Below are 16,756 nucleotides of genomic sequence, written 5' to 3'. Positions count from 1 at the left end.
AACCTTAACCACCCTGCGATAAGCAAGTGGGACTATGTCGAAAAACGTCCTTGGAAACCCGAAGCGTACGCTCGCTTTTGTCGGTGTCGTCGCGGCATCAGCCGTCGTGATTTCGCTCGGAGCGGGATCCTTCGTGACTCCCTCCGGTCCGAACCAGTACGAGCGCGCCGCCGCCGAGCAGGAAGCGCAAGCAGCGACAGAAAATCCCGCCGAGGAGGTGGCCGTCAGCGGGTGGTCGGATGATGGATTGTCGGACGACTGGAACGTAGGCCCGGCAGCAAGTTCGCAAGGCGGAAACGGCTTTTCGCAAGGCGCGAGCGAGCTCGACGTGGACTTCGGCGATTACGAGCCCGAGGATAGCGGCAGTTCTTCGACGAGCAGCTTTGCGTCCAGAGGCCGAGGCGGCAGCGAGAGCGGCCCCAACCCCAATGCAAGGGATTTTCGCGCACCATCGACAGCGGTCGGCGACAGGGTTCCCCAGCCCGGCGAAGGCTTCTGAACACAGCTAAACGCCCGGCTCTCGCCAGGCGCTCGTACCATTTTCCGATAGATTCTTAGCTGTCGTACTTGTCGACGTTGTCGTCGTGGTTCGGCTCACCAGCGAACGCGTCATTGTCGATGTGGCCGCTGTCTTCCATGTCGCGCATCTGGTCGATCATGTCGGTTTCGCTGCCTGCGACATTGTCGACGCCCGGTGATGCCACTTTCAGGCCTTCTGTCGACGCTGCATTCTGAGCGTGCTCTTTGGCCTGCATGGCGATTTCCTGCGCCTGACTGCGGTGATCGTCCTGCTCGTCATTATGCATTTCGGGGGCGAGCGAAGACATGCGTTCTTCCTGGCTCAGCGGCTTGGTCGTGTCGGTCATCGGGTTTCTCCTTCATGAGAGATACCGTTTCGCCCCGCCAGGAGTTCCACAAAGATCAGCGCCGTGACGGCAGGACGGTGCCTTAGCGGGTCGGAACCGGCGCCTCACCCGTGTAATCGTAGAAACCGCGGCCCGTCTTGCGCCCCAGCCAGCCAGCTTCGACATATTTCACGAGAAGCGGCGCGGGACGATACTTGCTGTCACGGGTGGTCTTGTAGAGCACCTTGATGATGTCGAGGCAGGTGTCGAGCCCGACAAAGTCAGCAAGCTGGAGCGGACCCATCGGATGGTTGAGGCCAAGGCGGCAGCCCTTGTCGATATCCTCGATCCCGGCAGTCGATTGGCCGAGCACGAAGACCGCTTCGTTGATCATCGGCAGCAAAATGCGGTTCACGACGAAGCCGGGCTCGTCCTGGCTCAACACCACTTCCTTGCCCAGCCCTTCGGCAAACGCGGTGACGGTTTCGGTTGTCGCTTTGGCGGTTGCGAGGCCCGGAATAACCTCGATCAGGCCCATGACGGGAACGGGATTGAAGAAATGAAGGCCGATGAAGCGCGCGGGATCGGGCGAATGGTTCGCCATGCGTGTGATTGGGATCGAACTGGTGTTCGAGGCCATGATCGCGTCTTCGCGAAGGACCTTGCCAGCCGCTTCGAAGATCGCGTTCTTGATCTCCTCGCGCTCGGTTGCGGCTTCGATAATGAGGTCGGCATCCGTCATCGGCGAATAGTCGGCGACAGGAGTGATGCGCGAGAGCAGCTTTTCAGCGTCGTCCGCTTCGATCTTGCCGCGCCCTGCAAGCTTGACCAGCGCCTTTTCGACCTTGCCCTTGCCCGCCTCAGCAGTGGCGAGGTCGACGTCGGACAGCATCACTTGCATTCTATGCGCAGCAACAGTCTGAGCAATCCCGGTGCCCATCTGGCCCGCTCCGATAACGGCGATATTCCGCATGGCGTCATTTCCCTTCGCAAGTGCAGCAAAGCGCGCTCACTAGCGAGGATGCAGCGCGCTGGCTAGCGATTAGCGCCGGGGACCCATTTCACGTCGTCCGCCCCGTTTGCATTGCAACAGCGGGCAAGCACAAAGAGCAGGTCTGACAGGCGGTTCACGTAGGATGAAGCCGCCGGATTAACCGGCTCAAGCTCCGCGAGCGCCGTAACAGCGCGCTCCGCCGCACGGGTCGAGGCGCGCGCAACGTGCATGCGGGCCGCTGCCTCGCTTCCGCCGGGAAGGATGAAGCTCGAAAGCGGCTCAAGCTTTTCGTTAAAGTGGTCGATCTGTGTCTCGATCCAGTCAACCTGGCCCTGCACGACGCGCAGCACCATTTCGCCGGGTTCGAAATCTTCGCCATCAAGCGCGCCTTTCGGCGTCGCCAGGTCTGCTCCAAGGTCGAAGAGGTCGTTCTGCACGCGCAGCAACGTTCCACCGATGGGCGTTTCCTGGCCCGTGGCCACCAGTGCCAAGCCTATCGCGCTATTCGCTTCGTCCACCGCGCCGATCGCTGCGATCCGCGCCGAATGCTTGGGTGAGCGTGACCCATCGACGAGGCCAGTTGTCCCGTCATCACCGGTGCGCGTATAGATCTTGTTAAGCTTGACCATAGGCCAGCGGGTTAGCCGCCGCTTGCAAGCAGGGCAATCACCGCCACGACCGCGATCGCCATGGCCTGGTACTTGATGCGCGAGAACATCGCCTTGTTCTGCAACATCTGCATCTCGGTCACGGTCTCGGCCTCGCCGCTTTCAAGATCGATCTTGGTCGTCTTGAGAAAGGCGATAATCCCGCGCACCAGCGATACGACCACGAGGATGCAGAGGATGACGAGAATGGGAACGAGAATGTAATTCATGACGGTTAAATGGGCGGTCGGGCCCTAATTTCCAAGCTCGAAATTGCGCAACCGCACTTGCTCGGCAAGCACGAGTCCGTCTTCTCCGGCCTTTCGGCGGTCGGAAAGAGGCGGCGATCCACGCCGTTTTGCAAGCTTCTCACCGCCTTCGTCGAGAACGAGTTCATGGTGGTGCCAGGTCGGCACAGGAAGCTTCAGAAGCTCCTGCAGAACGCGGTGAATATGCGTGGTCTCAAGCAGGTCCTCCCCGCGCGTTACCAACGTCACACCGTCAGCGGCATCGTCGAGAGTAACGGCGAGATTGTAGCTTGCGGGCAGATCCTTGCGCATTATTACGACGTCACCGAGCGCCCTTGGATCAGCAACGACCGAGCCGATCTTCTCGTCCACCCAGACGATCTCGCCTACCTCGGCAAGCGCCCGCTCGACATCAATCCTGAGCGCCGCCCCGTCGCCCGCTGCGCCATCGCACTTGTCGCGGCAGGAGCCGGGGAATTCGAGGCCGTCCGAGCCGGTGCGCTTCGGCAACGCGGCAATCTCCTTGCGCGTGCAGGTGCACGGATAAAGCAAGCCCCTCTCGACAAGATCACTCGCCGCCTCGGCATAGCTGTCAAGCCGGGTCGATTGAGCGGGAACCTCTTCCCATTCGAGCCCCAGCCATTCGAGATCGCGGCGAAACTCGTCGGCCAGTTCAGGATGCGAGCGCGGGCCGTCTATGTCCTCGATCCGCATGAGAAATCGGCCGTTTGCGGCCTTCGCGATGTCATGCGCGACGATTGCCGAAAGAGCGTGCCCCAGGTGCAAATGCCCGTTGGGGCTTGGCGCAAATCGCGTTACGAGGGGAAGGTCGCTCATGCACCAGACATGACACAAGGCTGCAAAAAGGTCATATTCTTTCGCTCTTCACAGGTCATCCACAGGCTGTCCCTGTGGATAGCCACATTGTCACGACTTTGACTCTTAAAGTTGCCACGGCATGTTCCATTCAATCAGGGAGGAACGCTAACCCGTGTTCAGAAGCGAACTGATCGAAACGGCGGCCAAGTTCCGCAGCGCTGAGGAGGACCCGACACGCAACCTGTCGGCATGCCCCGCGCTGGTCCTGAACGCGGACTACACCCCGCTTTCCTATTATCCCTTGAGCCTGTGGCCTTGGCAGACCGCGATCAAGGCGGTGTTCCTCGACCGGGTGGACATCGTCGAGAGCTATGACCGCGAGGTGCACTCGCCATCGCTCGACATGAAGATCCCGAGCGTGATCGCGCTGCGCCAATATGTGAAACAGAGCGAGTTTCCCGCCTTCACACGCTTCAACGTTTTCCTGCGCGACAAGTTCAGCTGCCAGTATTGCGGAAGCCCCGACAACCTGACGTTCGACCACGTCATGCCGCGAAGGCTCGGCGGAAAGACCACGTGGGAGAACATCATCACCGCCTGCGCGCCGTGCAACATGAAGAAGGGCGGACGCACACCCAAACAAGCGCACATGCCCGTGCGGATGAAGCCAATCCGCCCGACCAGCTGGCAGCTGCAACAGCACGGCAAGCAATTCCCGCCCAACTACCTCCACGAGACGTGGCGGGACTGGCTCTACTGGGATATCGAGCTGGAGGCCTAGAAAACCCCTCTTGCGCCAATTGTTGCGTTTGGCGGCGATCCGTTCGATGATTTCGGAATGGCCGCTATTGCACTATCAGCGTTGCTGATCGCAGCTACGATCCTCATTCACTATGAGACCCTCAGGCTCGCTGCGCGTGGGGCTGATGAGTTTGAGGTGCGCCCCCGCACACGCCTTTGGATCATGCTGTCGTCGGCGATCGTGTCGCATATCGCTCACGTGCTCCTCTATGCCGGAGGCTTTATCTTGCTCGAGCATGTCTGGTCAGTGGGAGCGATTGCAGGACCAGAAACAGGCGTTTTCTACGATGCCTTCTATTTCTCCATCACGAGCTACACGACGCTCGGCATCGGCGACATTTACCCCACCGGACAGGTTCGCCTGCTCAGCGGAGTCGAAGCTTTGAATGGTCTCGTCATGGTCACCTGGACGGCTTCGGCTACCTTTCTGTTCATGGAGAGACACTGGCGGCACAATGGGACAGGGAAGAGCTAAGCTATTGCTGCGCGCACAAGTCGGTAAGGCCTTCGAAGCTAGGGTGTCGGCGCGGCTCCGAGCATTGCAGTCACGAAGTCACTCCACCCCTGTGTTTGCGCCAATGCGAAGACCGCCGGATAAGTCAGCACGATCATGGCCGAGCCCACCCATGTCGCGGGGTGTACCCGTCCAAGCGTCCTGCGGTCATAGATGAATACCGAGGCAACCAGCGTCAGCTCGATTGCCATGATGAGCGGCGGCGGCAGTCCCAGCCCTCCAACGAGGCGTGCCAAAGCCGGATCGAGCATCACCATGCCGGCAAACAGCATGAAGCGCTTGTGCGCGTCGGCCTTGCGGCGATTAAAGATCGCCAGTCCGTATGCGAGCGGGAAGAAAATCATGTCGGTGAACGGGAACATCACCGATGCCTGCGGGGACATTCCGGCGATCGACCAGCCGGGCTTGAGGTAGGCTTCGCGGATCACGACAAAGCCGATGATTACCATTGCGAAAGCTAGCGCGATGCTGGCTTTGCCGACTTTCATATGAGTCTGGATATCGCGGGCCGCGATGAGGCGCGGCTGGACAATCAGGAGGGCATACCAAGCCAGGAAGAGCACGATATGCACGAGGAGCGTCGGGCGCATCGAGCTGGTCAGTTCCGGGCTGACCACCTGCAATGTACCAAAGCCTGCGATGACGAGGGCGAGGAAGATCCACCCCATGATCTCGAAAAAGCGGCCGGATCTCGCGGTATCTGCCATCGTGCTCACCCCCCAGTTCGCGTAGCGAGACAAGGGATGGCAAGGCTCTTTCACGCTGGCAAGTTTGCGCGAGGGAAAAGTCGGGCGATTACGTGACGGCGCTGCGACGGTTGAATTCGTCTCGCCGCCATTCGTCGCTTCCGAGCACCTCAGCCAGATGCCGCGCAGCCTCGGCCATGTCTTCGAAACGCAGATAGGCAGGTGCAAAGCCGAGGCGCAGGATATCGGGATCGCGGAAGTCTCCGATAACGCCGCGCGCGATCAGCGCCTGGCAAATCGCGTAGGCCTGCGGATGGCGAAAGGAGAGCTGGCTGCCGCGCTCACTGGCGACGGGCGGGCTGACGAGATCGAGTTTGATGCCGAGCTGAGACAGGCATTCGAGGAAATGCTCAGAAAGCGCCTGCGATTTTGCATAAAGCCGACCAATTCCGATTTCTGCGATGAGGTCCACCCCGACTTCAAGCGCGGTGAGACCAAGGACGGGCGAGGTGCCGCATTGCAATTGCTCGATACCGGGAGCGGCTTCGTATTCGTCGGAAAAAGCGAATGGCCGCGCATGGCCGAACCAGCCGGTGAGCGGCTGCCTGAGGTCCGCAAAATGCCGCTCTGCAACGAATGCGAAGGCAGGCGCACCCGGGCCGCCGCACAGATATTTGTATCCGCACCCGGTGGCGAAATCCGCGTTCACGCCATTGAGATCGACCGGCATCGCTCCGGTCGAATGCGACAGGTCCCACAGGACCAGCGCACCCGCATCATGAGCAGCCTTGGTCAGCGCCGCCATGTCGAACAACTCGCCCGACTTATAATGCGCGTGGGTGAGCATCAGCAGTGCGACATCATCGTTGAGCGCTGCGAGTATCTGATCGCGCGGCGCAAGGCGCTGGGTCGCCAAGCCCTGCCGCTCTAGACCCTGAATCATGTAAATGTCGGTCGGGAAGTTACCCGGCTCGGACAAGATCACATTGCGCCCCGGCCTCATGTCGAGCGCAGCTGCGATCAGCTTGAAGAGGTTCGCGCTTACGGTGTCGCAGGCGATGACTTCGTGAGGCTGCGCGCCGATTAAGGGGGCGATCTTTGCGCCCACGCGCGCGCCGAGGTCAAACCAGCCAGCTTCGTTCCAACTGCGGATGAGGCCTTCACCCCATTCGCGCTCCACCGCCCGCGCCATGGCCGCAGGCGTTGCTTTGGGCAGGCAGCCCAATGAATTGCCGTCGAGGTAGATCACGCCCTCTGGCACTACGAAGCGGTCTCGGTAGGCGCCGAGCGGATCGGCCGCATCGAGTTCGCGGGCGCGATCAAGCATCGGTGAGTTCCCTCAAAATGGCCCGCACCGGCGATGCGTCGCCGGAAACAATGGGGAGTGGGAGAGCGATCAATTCGTATCGTCCCTCCTCCACGTCATCGAGCACCAACCCCTCCAGCACGCGGATATCGTGTTTGAGCACCGCCTTGTGCGCGTCCATCGTCTTCGAGGACTGGGGGTCGATCGAGGGGCCGTCGATCCCGATCAGCTTCACGCCTTGCACGGCGAGCCATTCGATCGTCTCAGGTGCAATCGCGGTCGTTTGCTCGTCCCATTCCTCGTGCGGAAAGCTCTCGAAAGTGCGGAAGAGCACGCGGTCGGCAGAATTGATGTGAGGCAAATCGCCGACTTCAATGAGCGCCCCCACCCCGCGTGCATCGACCACCAGGCATTCGCCGAGATAAGGATCGAGATCGACCGAGGCGATGTCCGGCGCTTCCTGCGAATAGTGCAGCGGCGCGTCGGCATGAGCGCCTGAGTGGGTCGACAAGGTCAGCGCCGAAACGTTGACCGGCGATCCGTCTTCCATCTGCCACGTGCGCGCCTGCGTGAAGGCGGTATCGCCCGGCCAGACCGGCAGGTCGCGGCGCAGCGGCTGCGAAATGTCCCAGATCTTGCGAGCCATCAGATCGCGGTCCTGACGCTCAAAAGCTCGGGGAAAAACGCCTGTTTCAAGACGCCTTCTAGGTAAGGCACACCCGGCGTCCCACCCGTACCGCGCTTGAAGCCGATGATTCGCTCGACCGTCTTCAGGTGGCCAAACCGCCAACGCTGAAAGTGATATTCGAGGTCGACCAGTTTCTCCGCGAGTTCATAAAGGTCCCAATGCGCGCTCGGCTTGCGGTAAATCTGGGCCCAAGCAGCCTCGACGCTGGCATTGTGGACGTAAGGCTTGGTCGGATCCCGCTCCAGCACATCCGCGTCGATCGCAAATTCGCGCTTCGCCAGAAGACGGATCGCCGCATCGTAAATGCTCGCGCGGGTCGTTTCGCTCTCGAGGCGCTGTGACCAGTCGCCGGTCTTTTCATGGAGGCGGATGTGCTTTGCGTCGCGCGCGCCGAGCATGAATTCCATCATCCGGTATTGCGGGGACTGGAAGCCGCTCGAAGACCCGAGATGGGGGCGGATCGTCGAATAATCGTGCGGGGTCATGGTCGAGAGCACGTCCCAACTCTGGATCAGTTGCTCCTGCGCCCGCGCCACGCGTGAAAGCATCTTAAACGCCGGGCGCAGATCATCCGCCTCGATATGCTCGCGCGCCAGCGTCAATTCGTGAAGGCACAGCTTGAGCCACAATTCGCCCGACTGGTGGACGATGATGAACAGCATCTCGTCATGCGCGCCCGATGCCGGATGCTGACTGTCGAGGATTTTCCCGAGGTCGAGATAGCTCGTGTAAGTGACGGTGTCGGCCATGCCTCACCGCTAGACCAAGACGGTATCGATTGAAACCAGCCGTGAGCGGCTCAGCCTTCGAGGACGCGCGTTTCGGGGTGGTGCTTGTCGAGGTGCTTCTTGATGATCCGCAGGTTGCGAGTGTTCGAGCGGAACACGAAGTCCGCCGCATCGCCGACCAGAGGAACAAGGCCCAGCAGCGTATCGAACGCGACATTGGTGCCCATGCGTGTCAGCTGCCACTTCGACATGCCGAGATTGCGGGCTTCCCACACGATGTAGGCGCCAAGCGCGGTGGTGATGAAATCGCCGATCACCGGGACGAGCCCGATCAATGCATCGAGCCCGATAGGTACGTTGACGCCCGGCACGCGAAAGCTGCGTTCTAGCAGCATTTCCATCGCCTCTACGCGGGCACGGACCGATGCGGGATCGGTGCCGGTTGGCAGCGACATGCCCATGACCTGGGGACGCTCTGCAAATGGGTTTTCTACCACAGGGCGGCGGGGTCCTTCTGGACCGTTCATTGCACTCTCCTTTCCAATCTATGTGGTGGGCTCCGACAGCGGGAACAAGGGGTGCAGGCCCCACGGGTTCGCCTGGTATCCGCTCACCGCACCGCGCACGAGCGACCAACGCACGGGTACACCGAAGGGAATGAAGACCTCTGTTGCAACCAATTCGGCATGCGCTTCTGCGAGCAACGCCTGCTTGGCTGCCGGATCGCGCAGTTCGAGCGAATCTCGCACAAGGTCGTCGGCAGTCGGAGAGCACAGGCCCAGTTCGATGGTGCAGTTGAGCTGGTTGAGAAACCAGCGGGGCGAGGAATAGCGCGCGAGGCGATCACGCAATTCAAGGTCGCCGCCTTCACCCATTCCAACGCGTGTCGCGCTGACCCCGATCGACTGCCAGGCAGTGGCGATCTGACGAAACAGCAACTCGCTCCCCGGTCCGCCGGGCATTCCGACCGTGACGCTTGCCTCCTCGCCCGTCTCAGCCTCCCATGCAGCAATGCGCGCACGGGCGGTTGCTTGCCTCTGCTCGAAAGTGAGGTCGTCCCACCGCGAGGCGGGATAACGCTGCGGAGTGAAAAGGTCGGACGGCACAATCCAGGTGCTCGCTCGCCAACCGCCAAGCCCGAAAGGCTGGATGAGCGCCGCTCGATCGATTGCCATCGATAGCGCCTCGCGTCGGTCGGGATCGGAAAGCAGGCCCGCATCGCTGCGAAAGATCAGCCCGAACAAGCCGAGCGCAGGGTCGACCTGAACTGTCCCGCGTGAAAGCGGTCCCAACTGCGCGAGCGGGAAGGTCGCGATTGTACCGTTGAGAAGCAGGTCAACCTCGCCGCTGGTAAAGGCATCGACCGCCGCTTGCCCGCTGATTGCACGAATGGTCAGCCCGCGCGAAAGATCCTCCCAGTCTTCACGAGCAGGCAGGCCCCGCGCCTCAGGTGGGAGAACGCTAAGGCGCGCCAGAGAAGAATCCTCGTCGCGAGACATGACCATGGGCCCCACACCGCTCCCTCGCTTGGTCAGGCCCAATTCGGGTTGAGCGAGGAGGCGGAGGAATTCGGGCATCGGTCCCGACAAGCGCAACTCGACGACCCGCCCGGTCATTGCGCGAATTTCCGTCACTTTGGCGAGATCGAGGCCCAGTGACGTTCCTTCGAGCTGGTCAATCCTCTCCCGAAGAGCGGTCCGCACGTCCTCGGCCGTCAGTTCCTCGCCATCGGGCCAATTCGCGTCGCGAAGTCGGAAGATGTAGCTGCGCCCGTCATCGGTAACGATCCAGCGTTCGGCAATCGCCGGGACGACTTGTCCCGAAGGGTCAAGCGCAACGAGGCCTTCATTGGTTGCAGCGCGCAAATGCTGGGCGGCGCTGGAAAGCCTCACGCCCTGCTGAAAGAGCGCGTTCTCGTTTCCGAAAATCGCGACGTCGACCGGACCGCGCTCGCCACCGGGGCTGCAGGACGCGGCTAAAAGTGCAGACAGGAAGGTAGCGAGGAATCGTATCACGCCTGCCGGATTAGCAGCTTGGGCGAGATTATTCAGTCCAAAGTGTCGTGTCTGCCGACGCGAATAGCGTGCGGTGTCAGACTTTGCGGATATTCTGCGGTTTTGGTGGCGGTGGAGCGCGGTGTGCATGCGACATCACTGCAGAGCCGACCGACGATTCCTGCGGAGTACCGCTCGGCTTGCGGGCTGCCTGAGAGTCGATGTCTTCATCGAATGCGATACCGAAGCGCTGGTCTTGCACCCAGGCTACGTTGCCTTTGATTTTACCGACATTGCGCAGTTCGACAGTGACGCGATTGCCACGCGCGACACGCATGGGACCTTCGCCCATCATACCGCCATCGGACAGATTGCGCACACGGACCCGGTGCTGTTCGCTCTCGTTCTCGATGCTCACATTGGCAAGCAAGAATAGGCTGTCGCGTGAATCGCTTCTGGTTTCGACACCCGTCATTAGCAGTAACTCCTAGCCCCATCGGGATGATCTTTTTGTTTTCGACCCCCGTTCGACAAGGTTCACTGCACCGCTCGCCGAACGCAAGAGGGGAGCTAGGACTTCGAGGTAAACGAGCCGTAAAGAATAAGGCCGCAGCGCCGGTTCAATGAACTAGCGTCTCATTCTGGAACGAAAGATCGTCAGACTTGAATGCGCAACGCCCGTTTTGAGCGTTGAAGAGACCTAAGTTGCCTAGTCGTCGCGCGAGATCTTCTCGCGGCGCTCATGCGCTTCTTGCGCTTCGACAGTCATCGTGGCGACGGGCCTTGCGATGAGGCGCTTCAATCCGATCGGATCGCCTGTCACTTCGCAATATCCATATTCGCCCTGGTCGATACGGCGCAGCGCGGAGTCGATCTTGGAAACAAGCTTGCGCTGGCGGTCGCGGGTGCGCAGCTCGATCCCCCAATCGGTCTCGCTTGATGCGCGGTCATTCAAGTCAGCTTCGCGGATGGGGCCGTCGGCAAGCGACTGGAGCGTTTGACCTGCGGCTGTGTGAATAGAGCGCTTCCATTCGATCAGCAGCATCTGAAAATAAGCCTGCTGCCGCTCGTTCATGTATTCTTCGTCGTCGCTGGGGACGTAATTCTCAGGAAAAAGACTCTTCGCTTTATCGAGAATTTTACTGTCGTCAGAAGCCGCCGCTGCCATCTGGTTCTCTAATCCCAAAACCTCTCGCAAAACCTTCCAGGGTTTTTGCGTGGATGTTCCCTTGGCCCGCTTGCCGCATGACAAGCCTCGTCTCTCGCGCGGCCTATAGGCAAGCAGCCAATTCCCCGCAAGCCGCTTTGCCAAACGCCGGTCGATTGCATGTCGAAAACCGCTCAAATACGGCGCATCAGCCTCATACTGCGCGAAAAAAGGCGCGCAACGTTAACCATTTGTTGACCATGATCCGTGAGGTCTGGGGGTGCACGGTCCGATTGGGGTTTACCTCAAAGGGGGAATGGACCGGGGGTTAACGGGGAATTGAAATGAAACTTGAAACGTTCAATGCAGGAGAAGCCCGGTCGCTTCAAAGCGGTGCGATCGATCTGACGATTGCTGGATTTTTAGCCGATGCAGCCGGTGGTGACATCGCCGCGCTCTTCAATCTCGGCGTATCCTATTCAACCGGCAGCAATGGGGTCGAATGCGACCTGGTCGAGGCACACAAGTGGTTCAACCTTGCAGCATCGCGTGGGCACGAAGAAGCCGGCTGGTGCCGCGCTGACGTCTCTGACGAAATGACCGCTCGCGAAATCGCCGAAGCTCAGCGCCGCGCGCGTCGCTGGCTGTCGGAAGAGCGCCGCGCCGCCTGATTGCCGGGGGCTCAGTCCTCTTTTTTGAAGGGCGTGCGGCGATCGAGGAATACCTGATCGGTAGCAACGCCCTCTCGTTCTCGTTCGAGAAAGTCGGCAACCGCTGCGCGAAACCCTTCATCGGCCAGCCAATGCGCTGACCATGTCTTGACCGGCTCATATCCGCGCGCGAGTTTGTGCCCACCCTGAGCGCCAGCTTCGACCCGTGGGAGGCCCCGCTCAATCGCGATGTCGATCGCCTGATAGTAGCACAGCTCGAAATGCAGGAAGCGCACATCGCGCGCGCACCCCCAATAGCGACCGTAGATGGCATCCGATCCAACAAAATTCAGAGCACCCGCGATCGGCTCGTCGTTATCGTATGCGAGGATGAGAACCAGTTTCTCGCCCATCCGCTCACCTATCAGAGTGAAAGCCTCGCGCGTGAGGTAAGGTGTGCCCCATTTGCGTGCCCCTGTGTCCTGATAGAACACCCAGAACGCGTCCCAGTGATGCTCCTTGATGTCATCGCCCGTCAGCCGCTCGATCCGGAGCCCTTCTTGCGCAGCCGCACGTTCCTTTCGCAGGTTCTTCCGCTTGCGCGAGGCAAGCGCATTCAGAAACCCTTCGAAGCTGTCATATTCGCGATTGAGCCAGTGAAACTGGATATCGCTCCTCATCAGCCATCCGCCGGCCTCGAACAATGGCACCTGTTCGGGTTCGATAAAGGTCGCATGCGCACCTGACAGGCCGTTCTGTTCACACACGACCTGCGCGCCTTTGAGCAGATGTGGCGCGAATGCATCGTCGGACAAGAGCAGCCGCGGTCCGCTCGCTGGCGTAAAAGGTACGGCGATCTGGAGCTTGGGGTAATAGTGCCGCCCCGCTCGGTGCAGCGCATCCGCCCAGGCGTGATCGAAGACATACTCGCCCTGGCTGTGCCCCTTGGCGTAGCTGGGCATTGCGGCCTTGAGGCGACCTTCAGCGTCGGTGACGACTATCGGCACGGGGTCCCAGCCGGTGCCCTCCCCCACGCTGCCCGAATCTTCGAGCGCGGTCAGGAATGCATGGCTGACAAATGGATTGCGAAAACCGCCGAGCGCGTTCCATTCCTCCGCCTCGAATTCCCGCACTCCGGGTGCGAGGCGGACAGTCAGTTCGCCGGGATCAGCTGCCTTTGCCGTCACGCAAGCCCCTCGCCCTCGCTGATAAGGGCATCGACGTGCGCCAGGGCATGTTCGCGCAACTCAGCGCTGCGAACAGTCCAGCTTAGCAAGGGCCGCCCGCTCTCGCGCCACATGGAGGGGATTGCCGAGGGCAGGTCGCGAATGTCCATGGCGAGAAAATCGGGTGCGGCCGCCTCGATAGCTCCCGACGCACGCCAGGCACCGAGAAAGCCGAGGTCGAGAGTGTCGGTGCAGACCAGCCCGCGCACGGTTTCCGGCGAGTTCGCAGCGAACCATTCGCCCACTTTGTAATCGAAGCTCATCACGGCATGTTCCCCGTCATAGTCTTTCAACAATTGGGCGGTGCACAGGCAGGTACGCTCCACGTCGTATTCTGGCCGCGATTTGATCTCGATCAGCAGCGGCACCTTGCCTGCAACTTCTTCGAGCAACCTTGATAGGCGGAGCGGCCGTTCCTCGCTGTCCTGAAGGAACAGAGCTTCCAGCTCGTCAGCGCTGAAAACCTCGGTCAGGCCCGATCCATCCGTAAGCCTGCCCAGTTCCCAGTCGTGAAAGACCATGGGCTGCTTGTCGAGGCTGCGCTGGATGTCGCACTCGATCCCCATGCCAGCGGCCATCGCGGCTCTGGCCGCGGCAAGCGAGTTTTCGGGCACACCGGGTGAGTGCAACCCGCGATGGGCGTATTCCCACTTGGCCAGCCAGTCGGGCGCGTTGCACCGGGTCATTGCGCGATGGCGATGACAGCATCCACCTCGACAGCAGCACCCAGCGGCAGGACCGGCACGCCCACAGCCGCGCGTGCATGGCGCCCCTTTTCGCCGAAGACCTCGAACATCAGGTCCGATGCGCCATTTGCAACCTTCGGCTGATCGGTGAAATCGCCTGTCGAGTTAACGAAAGCGCCAAGCTTTACGACGCGCTCGACTTTCTCAAGCAGGCCAGCTGCCTTGAGCTGCGCAAGGATCATCAATCCGCATGCGTGCGCAGCTTCCATCCCGCCTTCTAGATCGACATCTTCGCCCAATCTTCCGGTAACCACCTTGCCGTCAACAAAGGGGAGCTGGCCGGAAATGTGTACGATGCCGGCATGCTCCACGAGCGGAACATAGCTCGCAACAGGCGCAGCGGCAGCGGGAAGGTCGATGCCAAGTTCGGCAAGGCGTTCTTCGATAGACATGTATCTAATTCTCCAATTGTGCCTTGAGCCAAGGGAGCGCGTCGGACCAGACGTCGATCCTGGCATCGGCGTGTCCGGCCTCGTGCGCGCAGTCAATGCCATCGGCGATCATAGGCTCGCCGCAAAAATGCAAGCGAACGACGTCAGGCGCCGTTTCTTTCACCGAGCGGTGATGCTGCGCCAGATCGTCGATGAACAGCGCGCGGCTGGGTGCATATTCTTCGATGATTTTTTGAAGCGCCGGGCCCTTTGGCCCCTGGTTGGTGAAGACCTTGGCGTGGAGTCCGTGAGCAGCAAGTTGCTCTGCGCGCTTGTCGCGGCGGAAATCCACGAGGTTGGTGAGGATCACGACGTCGGCATGCTCGTTCAGCTCATTCAGCGCATCGACCGCGCCTGCGATAGGCAATTGCCGCTCCATTTCGGTGTCGAAGAAACCGCCAAGCATACGCCAGACCTCGGAGGCTTCGAGCACCTTGCCGGATTTCTGCCAGCTCAATGCCTCGCCAAAATTACCACCGACTAGGTCGAAATTGACGCCCTGGCTCTCCTCAAGCCATTCCTTGAAGTGTGCGACCATGTGCAGGATGACTTCGTCGCAATCGCTGATGACGAGTGGGCGGCTCATGCTGCAAGCTCCCTTCTGGCAGCCACCAGCTCTTCGGGCGTTACCGCCAGAGCTTCGGCGGCGCGCACGAGATCGGGCTCGTGATTGGCGAGGAAATCCAGCGCGGATGAAAGCACCTGATTGTCGCCAAGGCCCGCTCTAAGCGAGTCAGGGTCCAACCCGGTCAGCGCCAGATAACGTTCTGCACGATCAGTGTCCTGCATTAGCCAGCCGATCGCTGCGAGAGCGAGCGTCGCGGCACGCTGCGGGCCATGCGCCGGCCCGCGATCCATTTGCGTTTCAGTAGAGAGAGGGATTGTGATGGCCTTCTTGCAGGGTTACGCTGATCTCGTAGATCAACCTTTGGGGCGCGGGTGTGACAAAGCGAGTTATGGTTGTCGAGGATAACGATCTCAACCGGAGATTGTTCTGCGACGTGCTAAAAGCGAACGGTTTCGAGGTTGAACCTGTGGCCGAAGGCGAAAAAGTGCTCGAAACAGCACGAAGCGTTCAACCTGATTTGATCATCATGGATATTCAGCTTCCGGGAATTTCGGGCATCGAACTCATCGCGCAGGCCAAGCAGGATAGCGGACTATCGGACATTCCGGTGCTTGCGGTTACCGCTTTTGCCGCGAAAGGCGATGAAGAGCGTATCCGCGCAGCCGGTGCCGCCAGCTATCTTGCGAAACCTGTGTCGATCATGCCGTTCATGAATGCAGTGAATGAGCTGCTGCCCACCTGACCATCAAGAGGCGGTGATCGATTCGCCAAAATAGATCATCATCGTCACCGCCAGTCCGAACAGGAATATGCGGTAAGCCCATGTCAGAAAACGGTATTTGCGGCGGTAAAGCACTTGGCCGTTTTGATGAATGTCCCTGAGCATCGTTCGGAACAGATCTTCGTCACATTCCAGCCGATCAAGTATCTCGTCCGACCACTCATCGGTTCCCATTGCCGCAAAATGCCCGAAGAACAACGGATTGAGCAGGTTGAGATCCTTCGGCGGTTTGCTGAGCGAGGGGATGACCGCGAAAACCGCGCTCAGCGATGACAGGAAGGCGGTCACCGCCAGCGAAACCGTTGACCAGCTTATCTCGGTTCCGATCAGCCGGGTCACAGCCAGCGAGAACACGACAAAGGTCGCACCGATCAGGATCGAAGCCTTCTGGTCGGCCATCTGCGAAAGTGTCAGAGTGTTGATTTGCGAGGTGCGCAAAAGATGGATTGCATGTGCGGAGAACTCGCGGTCCTTGGGCGCTGCATCTGAAGGCGCGGCCTTTACCGTACCTTCCTCAGTCCCTATGTCCGGCCCAACTTGTGCCATGCCCCACACTTTCCCCAATTGCAGGGACAAGGTGTGCCACCGGCGCGAAAGCTTGACAAGCTTGGCCTCTCCACGCTTTGCAAGGCCATCAGAGACCTGCAAAGCCTCAAGATTTGCGAAAGAGCGATATTCACGATGACCGAAGCTGAAGTTGATGAACGCATCCGCGCGCTGATCGAACCCTTTAACAAGAAGGGCGTGACGATCACGAATGACACGACTTTCGCAAACGATCTGGAATTCGACAGCCTCACGGTGATGGACTTCGTCGCCGAGATCGAGGACGAATTCGACATCATCATCAGCATGAACCAGCAGGCCGAGATCGAGACTTACGGCCAGCTCGTCACAGCCGTGCACAAGCTGCAAGGCAGCTAAGAAGAGACCCCCC

Annotated in this window: 25 protein-coding genes; 6 read left to right on the top strand and 19 right to left on the bottom strand. The window is 60.2% G+C overall.

The features are described from left to right. Positions 1-34 precede the first annotated feature (34 nt). Positions 35-499 (top strand): hypothetical protein, encoded by a 465-nt coding sequence (locus tag AC0V6T_RS15455; protein WP_486128322.1) that lies wholly within the window; start codon positions 35-37, stop codon positions 497-499. Between the two features lie 55 nt (positions 500-554). On the opposite strand, the gene AC0V6T_RS15450 is transcribed toward AC0V6T_RS15455, so the two are convergent. From AC0V6T_RS15450 to gluQRS, 5 genes are all read right to left on the bottom strand, one after another. Continuing rightward, positions 555-866: a hypothetical protein gene (locus AC0V6T_RS15450; RefSeq protein ID WP_486128320.1), complete on the bottom strand. Its 312-nt coding sequence runs from the start codon at positions 864-866 to the stop codon at positions 555-557. A gap of 82 nt (positions 867-948) precedes the next feature. Next, a complete protein-coding gene (locus AC0V6T_RS15445) occupies positions 949-1,818 on the bottom strand; it encodes a 3-hydroxyacyl-CoA dehydrogenase NAD-binding domain-containing protein (RefSeq protein WP_486128318.1) in 870 nt (289 codons plus the stop codon). 62 nt (positions 1,819-1,880) lie between these two features. After that, positions 1,881-2,468, bottom strand: coding sequence for a cob(I)yrinic acid a,c-diamide adenosyltransferase (locus AC0V6T_RS15440; RefSeq protein WP_486128316.1), 588 nt, complete (start codon positions 2,466-2,468; stop codon positions 1,881-1,883). Between the two features lie 11 nt (positions 2,469-2,479). Then, entirely contained in the window at positions 2,480-2,716 is a 237-nt protein-coding gene (locus AC0V6T_RS15435) for an HIG1 domain-containing protein (RefSeq protein WP_007165516.1), read from the bottom strand. A 24-nt stretch (positions 2,717-2,740) separates the two neighbouring features. Next, positions 2,741-3,571: a tRNA glutamyl-Q(34) synthetase GluQRS gene (gluQRS, locus tag AC0V6T_RS15430; protein WP_486128314.1), complete on the bottom strand. Its 831-nt coding sequence runs from the start codon at positions 3,569-3,571 to the stop codon at positions 2,741-2,743. Positions 3,572-3,740: 169 nt separating this feature from the next. On the opposite strand from gluQRS, the gene AC0V6T_RS15425 reads away from it, so the two are divergent. Together AC0V6T_RS15425 and AC0V6T_RS15420 are read left to right on the top strand one after the other, a co-directional pair. After that, on the top strand, positions 3,741-4,334 hold the full coding sequence (locus AC0V6T_RS15425) for an HNH endonuclease (RefSeq protein ID WP_371170589.1): 594 nt from the start codon (positions 3,741-3,743) through the stop codon (positions 4,332-4,334). A gap of 57 nt (positions 4,335-4,391) precedes the next feature. Beyond that, positions 4,392-4,829, top strand: coding sequence for a potassium channel family protein (locus AC0V6T_RS15420; RefSeq protein ID WP_486128312.1), 438 nt, complete (start codon positions 4,392-4,394; stop codon positions 4,827-4,829). Positions 4,830-4,867: 38 nt separating this feature from the next. Here AC0V6T_RS15420 and AC0V6T_RS15415 read toward each other — a convergent pair whose 3' ends face one another. The 8 genes from AC0V6T_RS15415 to dksA form a co-directional block, all read right to left on the bottom strand. Then, entirely contained in the window at positions 4,868-5,575 is a 708-nt protein-coding gene (locus AC0V6T_RS15415; protein WP_486128310.1) for a hypothetical protein, read from the bottom strand. An 88-nt stretch (positions 5,576-5,663) separates the two neighbouring features. Next, positions 5,664-6,881, bottom strand: coding sequence for a kynureninase (gene kynU, locus AC0V6T_RS15410; protein ID WP_486128308.1), 1,218 nt, complete (start codon positions 6,879-6,881; stop codon positions 5,664-5,666). After that, entirely contained in the window at positions 6,874-7,506 is a 633-nt protein-coding gene (gene kynB, locus AC0V6T_RS15405) for an arylformamidase (RefSeq protein WP_486128306.1), read from the bottom strand. The genes kynU and kynB overlap by 8 nt, the downstream gene beginning before the upstream one ends. Next, positions 7,506-8,297 carry a tryptophan 2,3-dioxygenase gene (locus AC0V6T_RS15400; protein ID WP_486128304.1) on the bottom strand — a complete coding sequence of 264 codons (792 nt, stop codon included), beginning with the start codon at positions 8,295-8,297 and terminating at the stop codon, positions 7,506-7,508. The genes kynB and AC0V6T_RS15400 overlap by 1 nt, the downstream gene beginning before the upstream one ends. A gap of 50 nt (positions 8,298-8,347) precedes the next feature. Continuing rightward, positions 8,348-8,731, bottom strand: coding sequence for a DUF4112 domain-containing protein (locus tag AC0V6T_RS15395; RefSeq protein WP_156777386.1), 384 nt, complete (start codon positions 8,729-8,731; stop codon positions 8,348-8,350). Between the two features lie 90 nt (positions 8,732-8,821). After that, positions 8,822-10,291 carry an ABC transporter substrate-binding protein gene (locus tag AC0V6T_RS15390; RefSeq protein WP_486128302.1) on the bottom strand — a complete coding sequence of 490 codons (1,470 nt, stop codon included), beginning with the start codon at positions 10,289-10,291 and terminating at the stop codon, positions 8,822-8,824. 76 nt (positions 10,292-10,367) lie between these two features. Further along, entirely contained in the window at positions 10,368-10,745 is a 378-nt protein-coding gene (locus AC0V6T_RS15385; protein ID WP_486128300.1) for a PilZ domain-containing protein, read from the bottom strand. 234 nt (positions 10,746-10,979) lie between these two features. Beyond that, the gene (gene dksA / locus AC0V6T_RS15380; protein WP_007165528.1) at positions 10,980-11,438 is read right to left on the bottom strand and encodes an RNA polymerase-binding protein DksA; all 459 of its coding nucleotides are present in this window, start codon (positions 11,436-11,438) and stop codon (positions 10,980-10,982) included. A 323-nt stretch (positions 11,439-11,761) separates the two neighbouring features. On the opposite strand from dksA, the gene AC0V6T_RS15375 reads away from it, so the two are divergent. Further along, complete coding sequence (locus AC0V6T_RS15375) at positions 11,762-12,088, top strand: SEL1-like repeat protein (RefSeq protein ID WP_007165529.1); 327 nt, start codon at positions 11,762-11,764, stop codon at positions 12,086-12,088. Between the two features lie 11 nt (positions 12,089-12,099). Here AC0V6T_RS15375 and AC0V6T_RS15370 read toward each other — a convergent pair whose 3' ends face one another. The 5 genes from AC0V6T_RS15370 to AC0V6T_RS15350 are packed head-to-tail and all read right to left on the bottom strand — an operon-like array spanning position 12,100 to position 15,328. Beyond that, positions 12,100-13,254, bottom strand: coding sequence for a GNAT family N-acetyltransferase (locus tag AC0V6T_RS15370; protein ID WP_486128297.1), 1,155 nt, complete (start codon positions 13,252-13,254; stop codon positions 12,100-12,102). Next, positions 13,251-13,979 carry a glycerophosphodiester phosphodiesterase family protein gene (locus AC0V6T_RS15365; RefSeq protein WP_486128295.1) on the bottom strand — a complete coding sequence of 243 codons (729 nt, stop codon included), beginning with the start codon at positions 13,977-13,979 and terminating at the stop codon, positions 13,251-13,253. The genes AC0V6T_RS15370 and AC0V6T_RS15365 overlap by 4 nt, the downstream gene beginning before the upstream one ends. Continuing rightward, the gene (locus tag AC0V6T_RS15360; protein WP_486128293.1) at positions 13,976-14,431 is read right to left on the bottom strand and encodes a RidA family protein; all 456 of its coding nucleotides are present in this window, start codon (positions 14,429-14,431) and stop codon (positions 13,976-13,978) included. Before AC0V6T_RS15360 ends, AC0V6T_RS15365 begins: the two co-directional genes overlap by 4 nt. Positions 14,432-14,435: 4 nt before the next feature. Then, positions 14,436-15,056 carry an HAD family hydrolase gene (locus AC0V6T_RS15355; protein WP_486128291.1) on the bottom strand — a complete coding sequence of 207 codons (621 nt, stop codon included), beginning with the start codon at positions 15,054-15,056 and terminating at the stop codon, positions 14,436-14,438. Then, complete coding sequence (locus tag AC0V6T_RS15350) at positions 15,053-15,328, bottom strand: DUF3572 family protein (RefSeq protein WP_486128289.1); 276 nt, start codon at positions 15,326-15,328, stop codon at positions 15,053-15,055. The genes AC0V6T_RS15355 and AC0V6T_RS15350 overlap by 4 nt, the downstream gene beginning before the upstream one ends. Before the next feature lie 83 nt (positions 15,329-15,411). Here AC0V6T_RS15350 and AC0V6T_RS15345 point away from each other — a divergent pair, with 83 nt between their 5' ends. Continuing rightward, the gene (locus AC0V6T_RS15345) at positions 15,412-15,780 is read left to right on the top strand and encodes a response regulator (RefSeq protein ID WP_040464442.1); all 369 of its coding nucleotides are present in this window, start codon (positions 15,412-15,414) and stop codon (positions 15,778-15,780) included. A gap of 3 nt (positions 15,781-15,783) precedes the next feature. Here the strand turns inward: AC0V6T_RS15345 and AC0V6T_RS15340 are convergent, their stop codons facing one another. Then, positions 15,784-16,365: a Pycsar system effector family protein gene (locus AC0V6T_RS15340; protein ID WP_486128287.1), complete on the bottom strand. Its 582-nt coding sequence runs from the start codon at positions 16,363-16,365 to the stop codon at positions 15,784-15,786. Between the two features lie 135 nt (positions 16,366-16,500). On the opposite strand from AC0V6T_RS15340, the gene AC0V6T_RS15335 reads away from it, so the two are divergent. Next, positions 16,501-16,743 (top strand): acyl carrier protein, encoded by a 243-nt coding sequence (locus AC0V6T_RS15335; RefSeq protein WP_007165537.1) that lies wholly within the window; start codon positions 16,501-16,503, stop codon positions 16,741-16,743. Positions 16,744-16,756 lie beyond the last annotated feature (13 nt).

It is taken from the genome of Erythrobacter sp. S158, assembly GCF_057364915.1.
Note: the sequence above shows the minus strand (reverse complement) of the source record. Positions and strands in the feature narration are given on the sequence as shown.

Excerpts from the sequence above, each read along its gene's own strand:
- dksA (WP_007165528.1), bottom strand. The coding sequence starts at position 11,438 with ATGGCAGCGGCGGCTTCTGACGACAGTAAAATTCTCGATAAAGCGAAG.
- AC0V6T_RS15440 (WP_486128316.1), bottom strand. The coding sequence starts at position 2,468 with ATGGTCAAGCTTAACAAGATCTATACGCGCACCGGTGATGACGGGACA.
- AC0V6T_RS15335 (WP_007165537.1), top strand. The coding sequence starts at position 16,501 with ATGACCGAAGCTGAAGTTGATGAACGCATCCGCGCGCTGATCGAACCC.
- AC0V6T_RS15385 (WP_486128300.1), bottom strand. The coding sequence starts at position 10,745 with ATGACGGGTGTCGAAACCAGAAGCGATTCACGCGACAGCCTATTCTTG.
- AC0V6T_RS15375 (WP_007165529.1), top strand. The coding sequence starts at position 11,762 with ATGAAACTTGAAACGTTCAATGCAGGAGAAGCCCGGTCGCTTCAAAGC.
- AC0V6T_RS15400 (WP_486128304.1), bottom strand. The coding sequence starts at position 8,297 with ATGGCCGACACCGTCACTTACACGAGCTATCTCGACCTCGGGAAAATC.
- AC0V6T_RS15435 (WP_007165516.1), bottom strand. The coding sequence starts at position 2,716 with ATGAATTACATTCTCGTTCCCATTCTCGTCATCCTCTGCATCCTCGTG.
- AC0V6T_RS15340 (WP_486128287.1), bottom strand. The coding sequence starts at position 16,365 with ATGGCACAAGTTGGGCCGGACATAGGGACTGAGGAAGGTACGGTAAAG.
- kynU (WP_486128308.1), bottom strand. The coding sequence starts at position 6,881 with ATGCTTGATCGCGCCCGCGAACTCGATGCGGCCGATCCGCTCGGCGCC.
- AC0V6T_RS15395 (WP_156777386.1), bottom strand. The coding sequence starts at position 8,731 with ATGTCGCTGCCAACCGGCACCGATCCCGCATCGGTCCGTGCCCGCGTA.
- AC0V6T_RS15360 (WP_486128293.1), bottom strand. The coding sequence starts at position 14,431 with ATGTCTATCGAAGAACGCCTTGCCGAACTTGGCATCGACCTTCCCGCT.
- AC0V6T_RS15450 (WP_486128320.1), bottom strand. The coding sequence starts at position 866 with ATGACCGACACGACCAAGCCGCTGAGCCAGGAAGAACGCATGTCTTCG.
- AC0V6T_RS15445 (WP_486128318.1), bottom strand. The coding sequence starts at position 1,818 with ATGCGGAATATCGCCGTTATCGGAGCGGGCCAGATGGGCACCGGGATT.
- AC0V6T_RS15355 (WP_486128291.1), bottom strand. The coding sequence starts at position 15,056 with ATGAGCCGCCCACTCGTCATCAGCGATTGCGACGAAGTCATCCTGCAC.
- AC0V6T_RS15350 (WP_486128289.1), bottom strand. The coding sequence starts at position 15,328 with ATGGATCGCGGGCCGGCGCATGGCCCGCAGCGTGCCGCGACGCTCGCT.
- kynB (WP_486128306.1), bottom strand. The coding sequence starts at position 7,506 with ATGGCTCGCAAGATCTGGGACATTTCGCAGCCGCTGCGCCGCGACCTG.
- AC0V6T_RS15365 (WP_486128295.1), bottom strand. The coding sequence starts at position 13,979 with ATGACCCGGTGCAACGCGCCCGACTGGCTGGCCAAGTGGGAATACGCC.
- AC0V6T_RS15420 (WP_486128312.1), top strand. The coding sequence starts at position 4,392 with ATGGCCGCTATTGCACTATCAGCGTTGCTGATCGCAGCTACGATCCTC.
- AC0V6T_RS15415 (WP_486128310.1), bottom strand. The coding sequence starts at position 5,575 with ATGGCAGATACCGCGAGATCCGGCCGCTTTTTCGAGATCATGGGGTGG.
- gluQRS (WP_486128314.1), bottom strand. The coding sequence starts at position 3,571 with ATGAGCGACCTTCCCCTCGTAACGCGATTTGCGCCAAGCCCCAACGGG.
- AC0V6T_RS15455 (WP_486128322.1), top strand. The coding sequence starts at position 35 with ATGTCGAAAAACGTCCTTGGAAACCCGAAGCGTACGCTCGCTTTTGTC.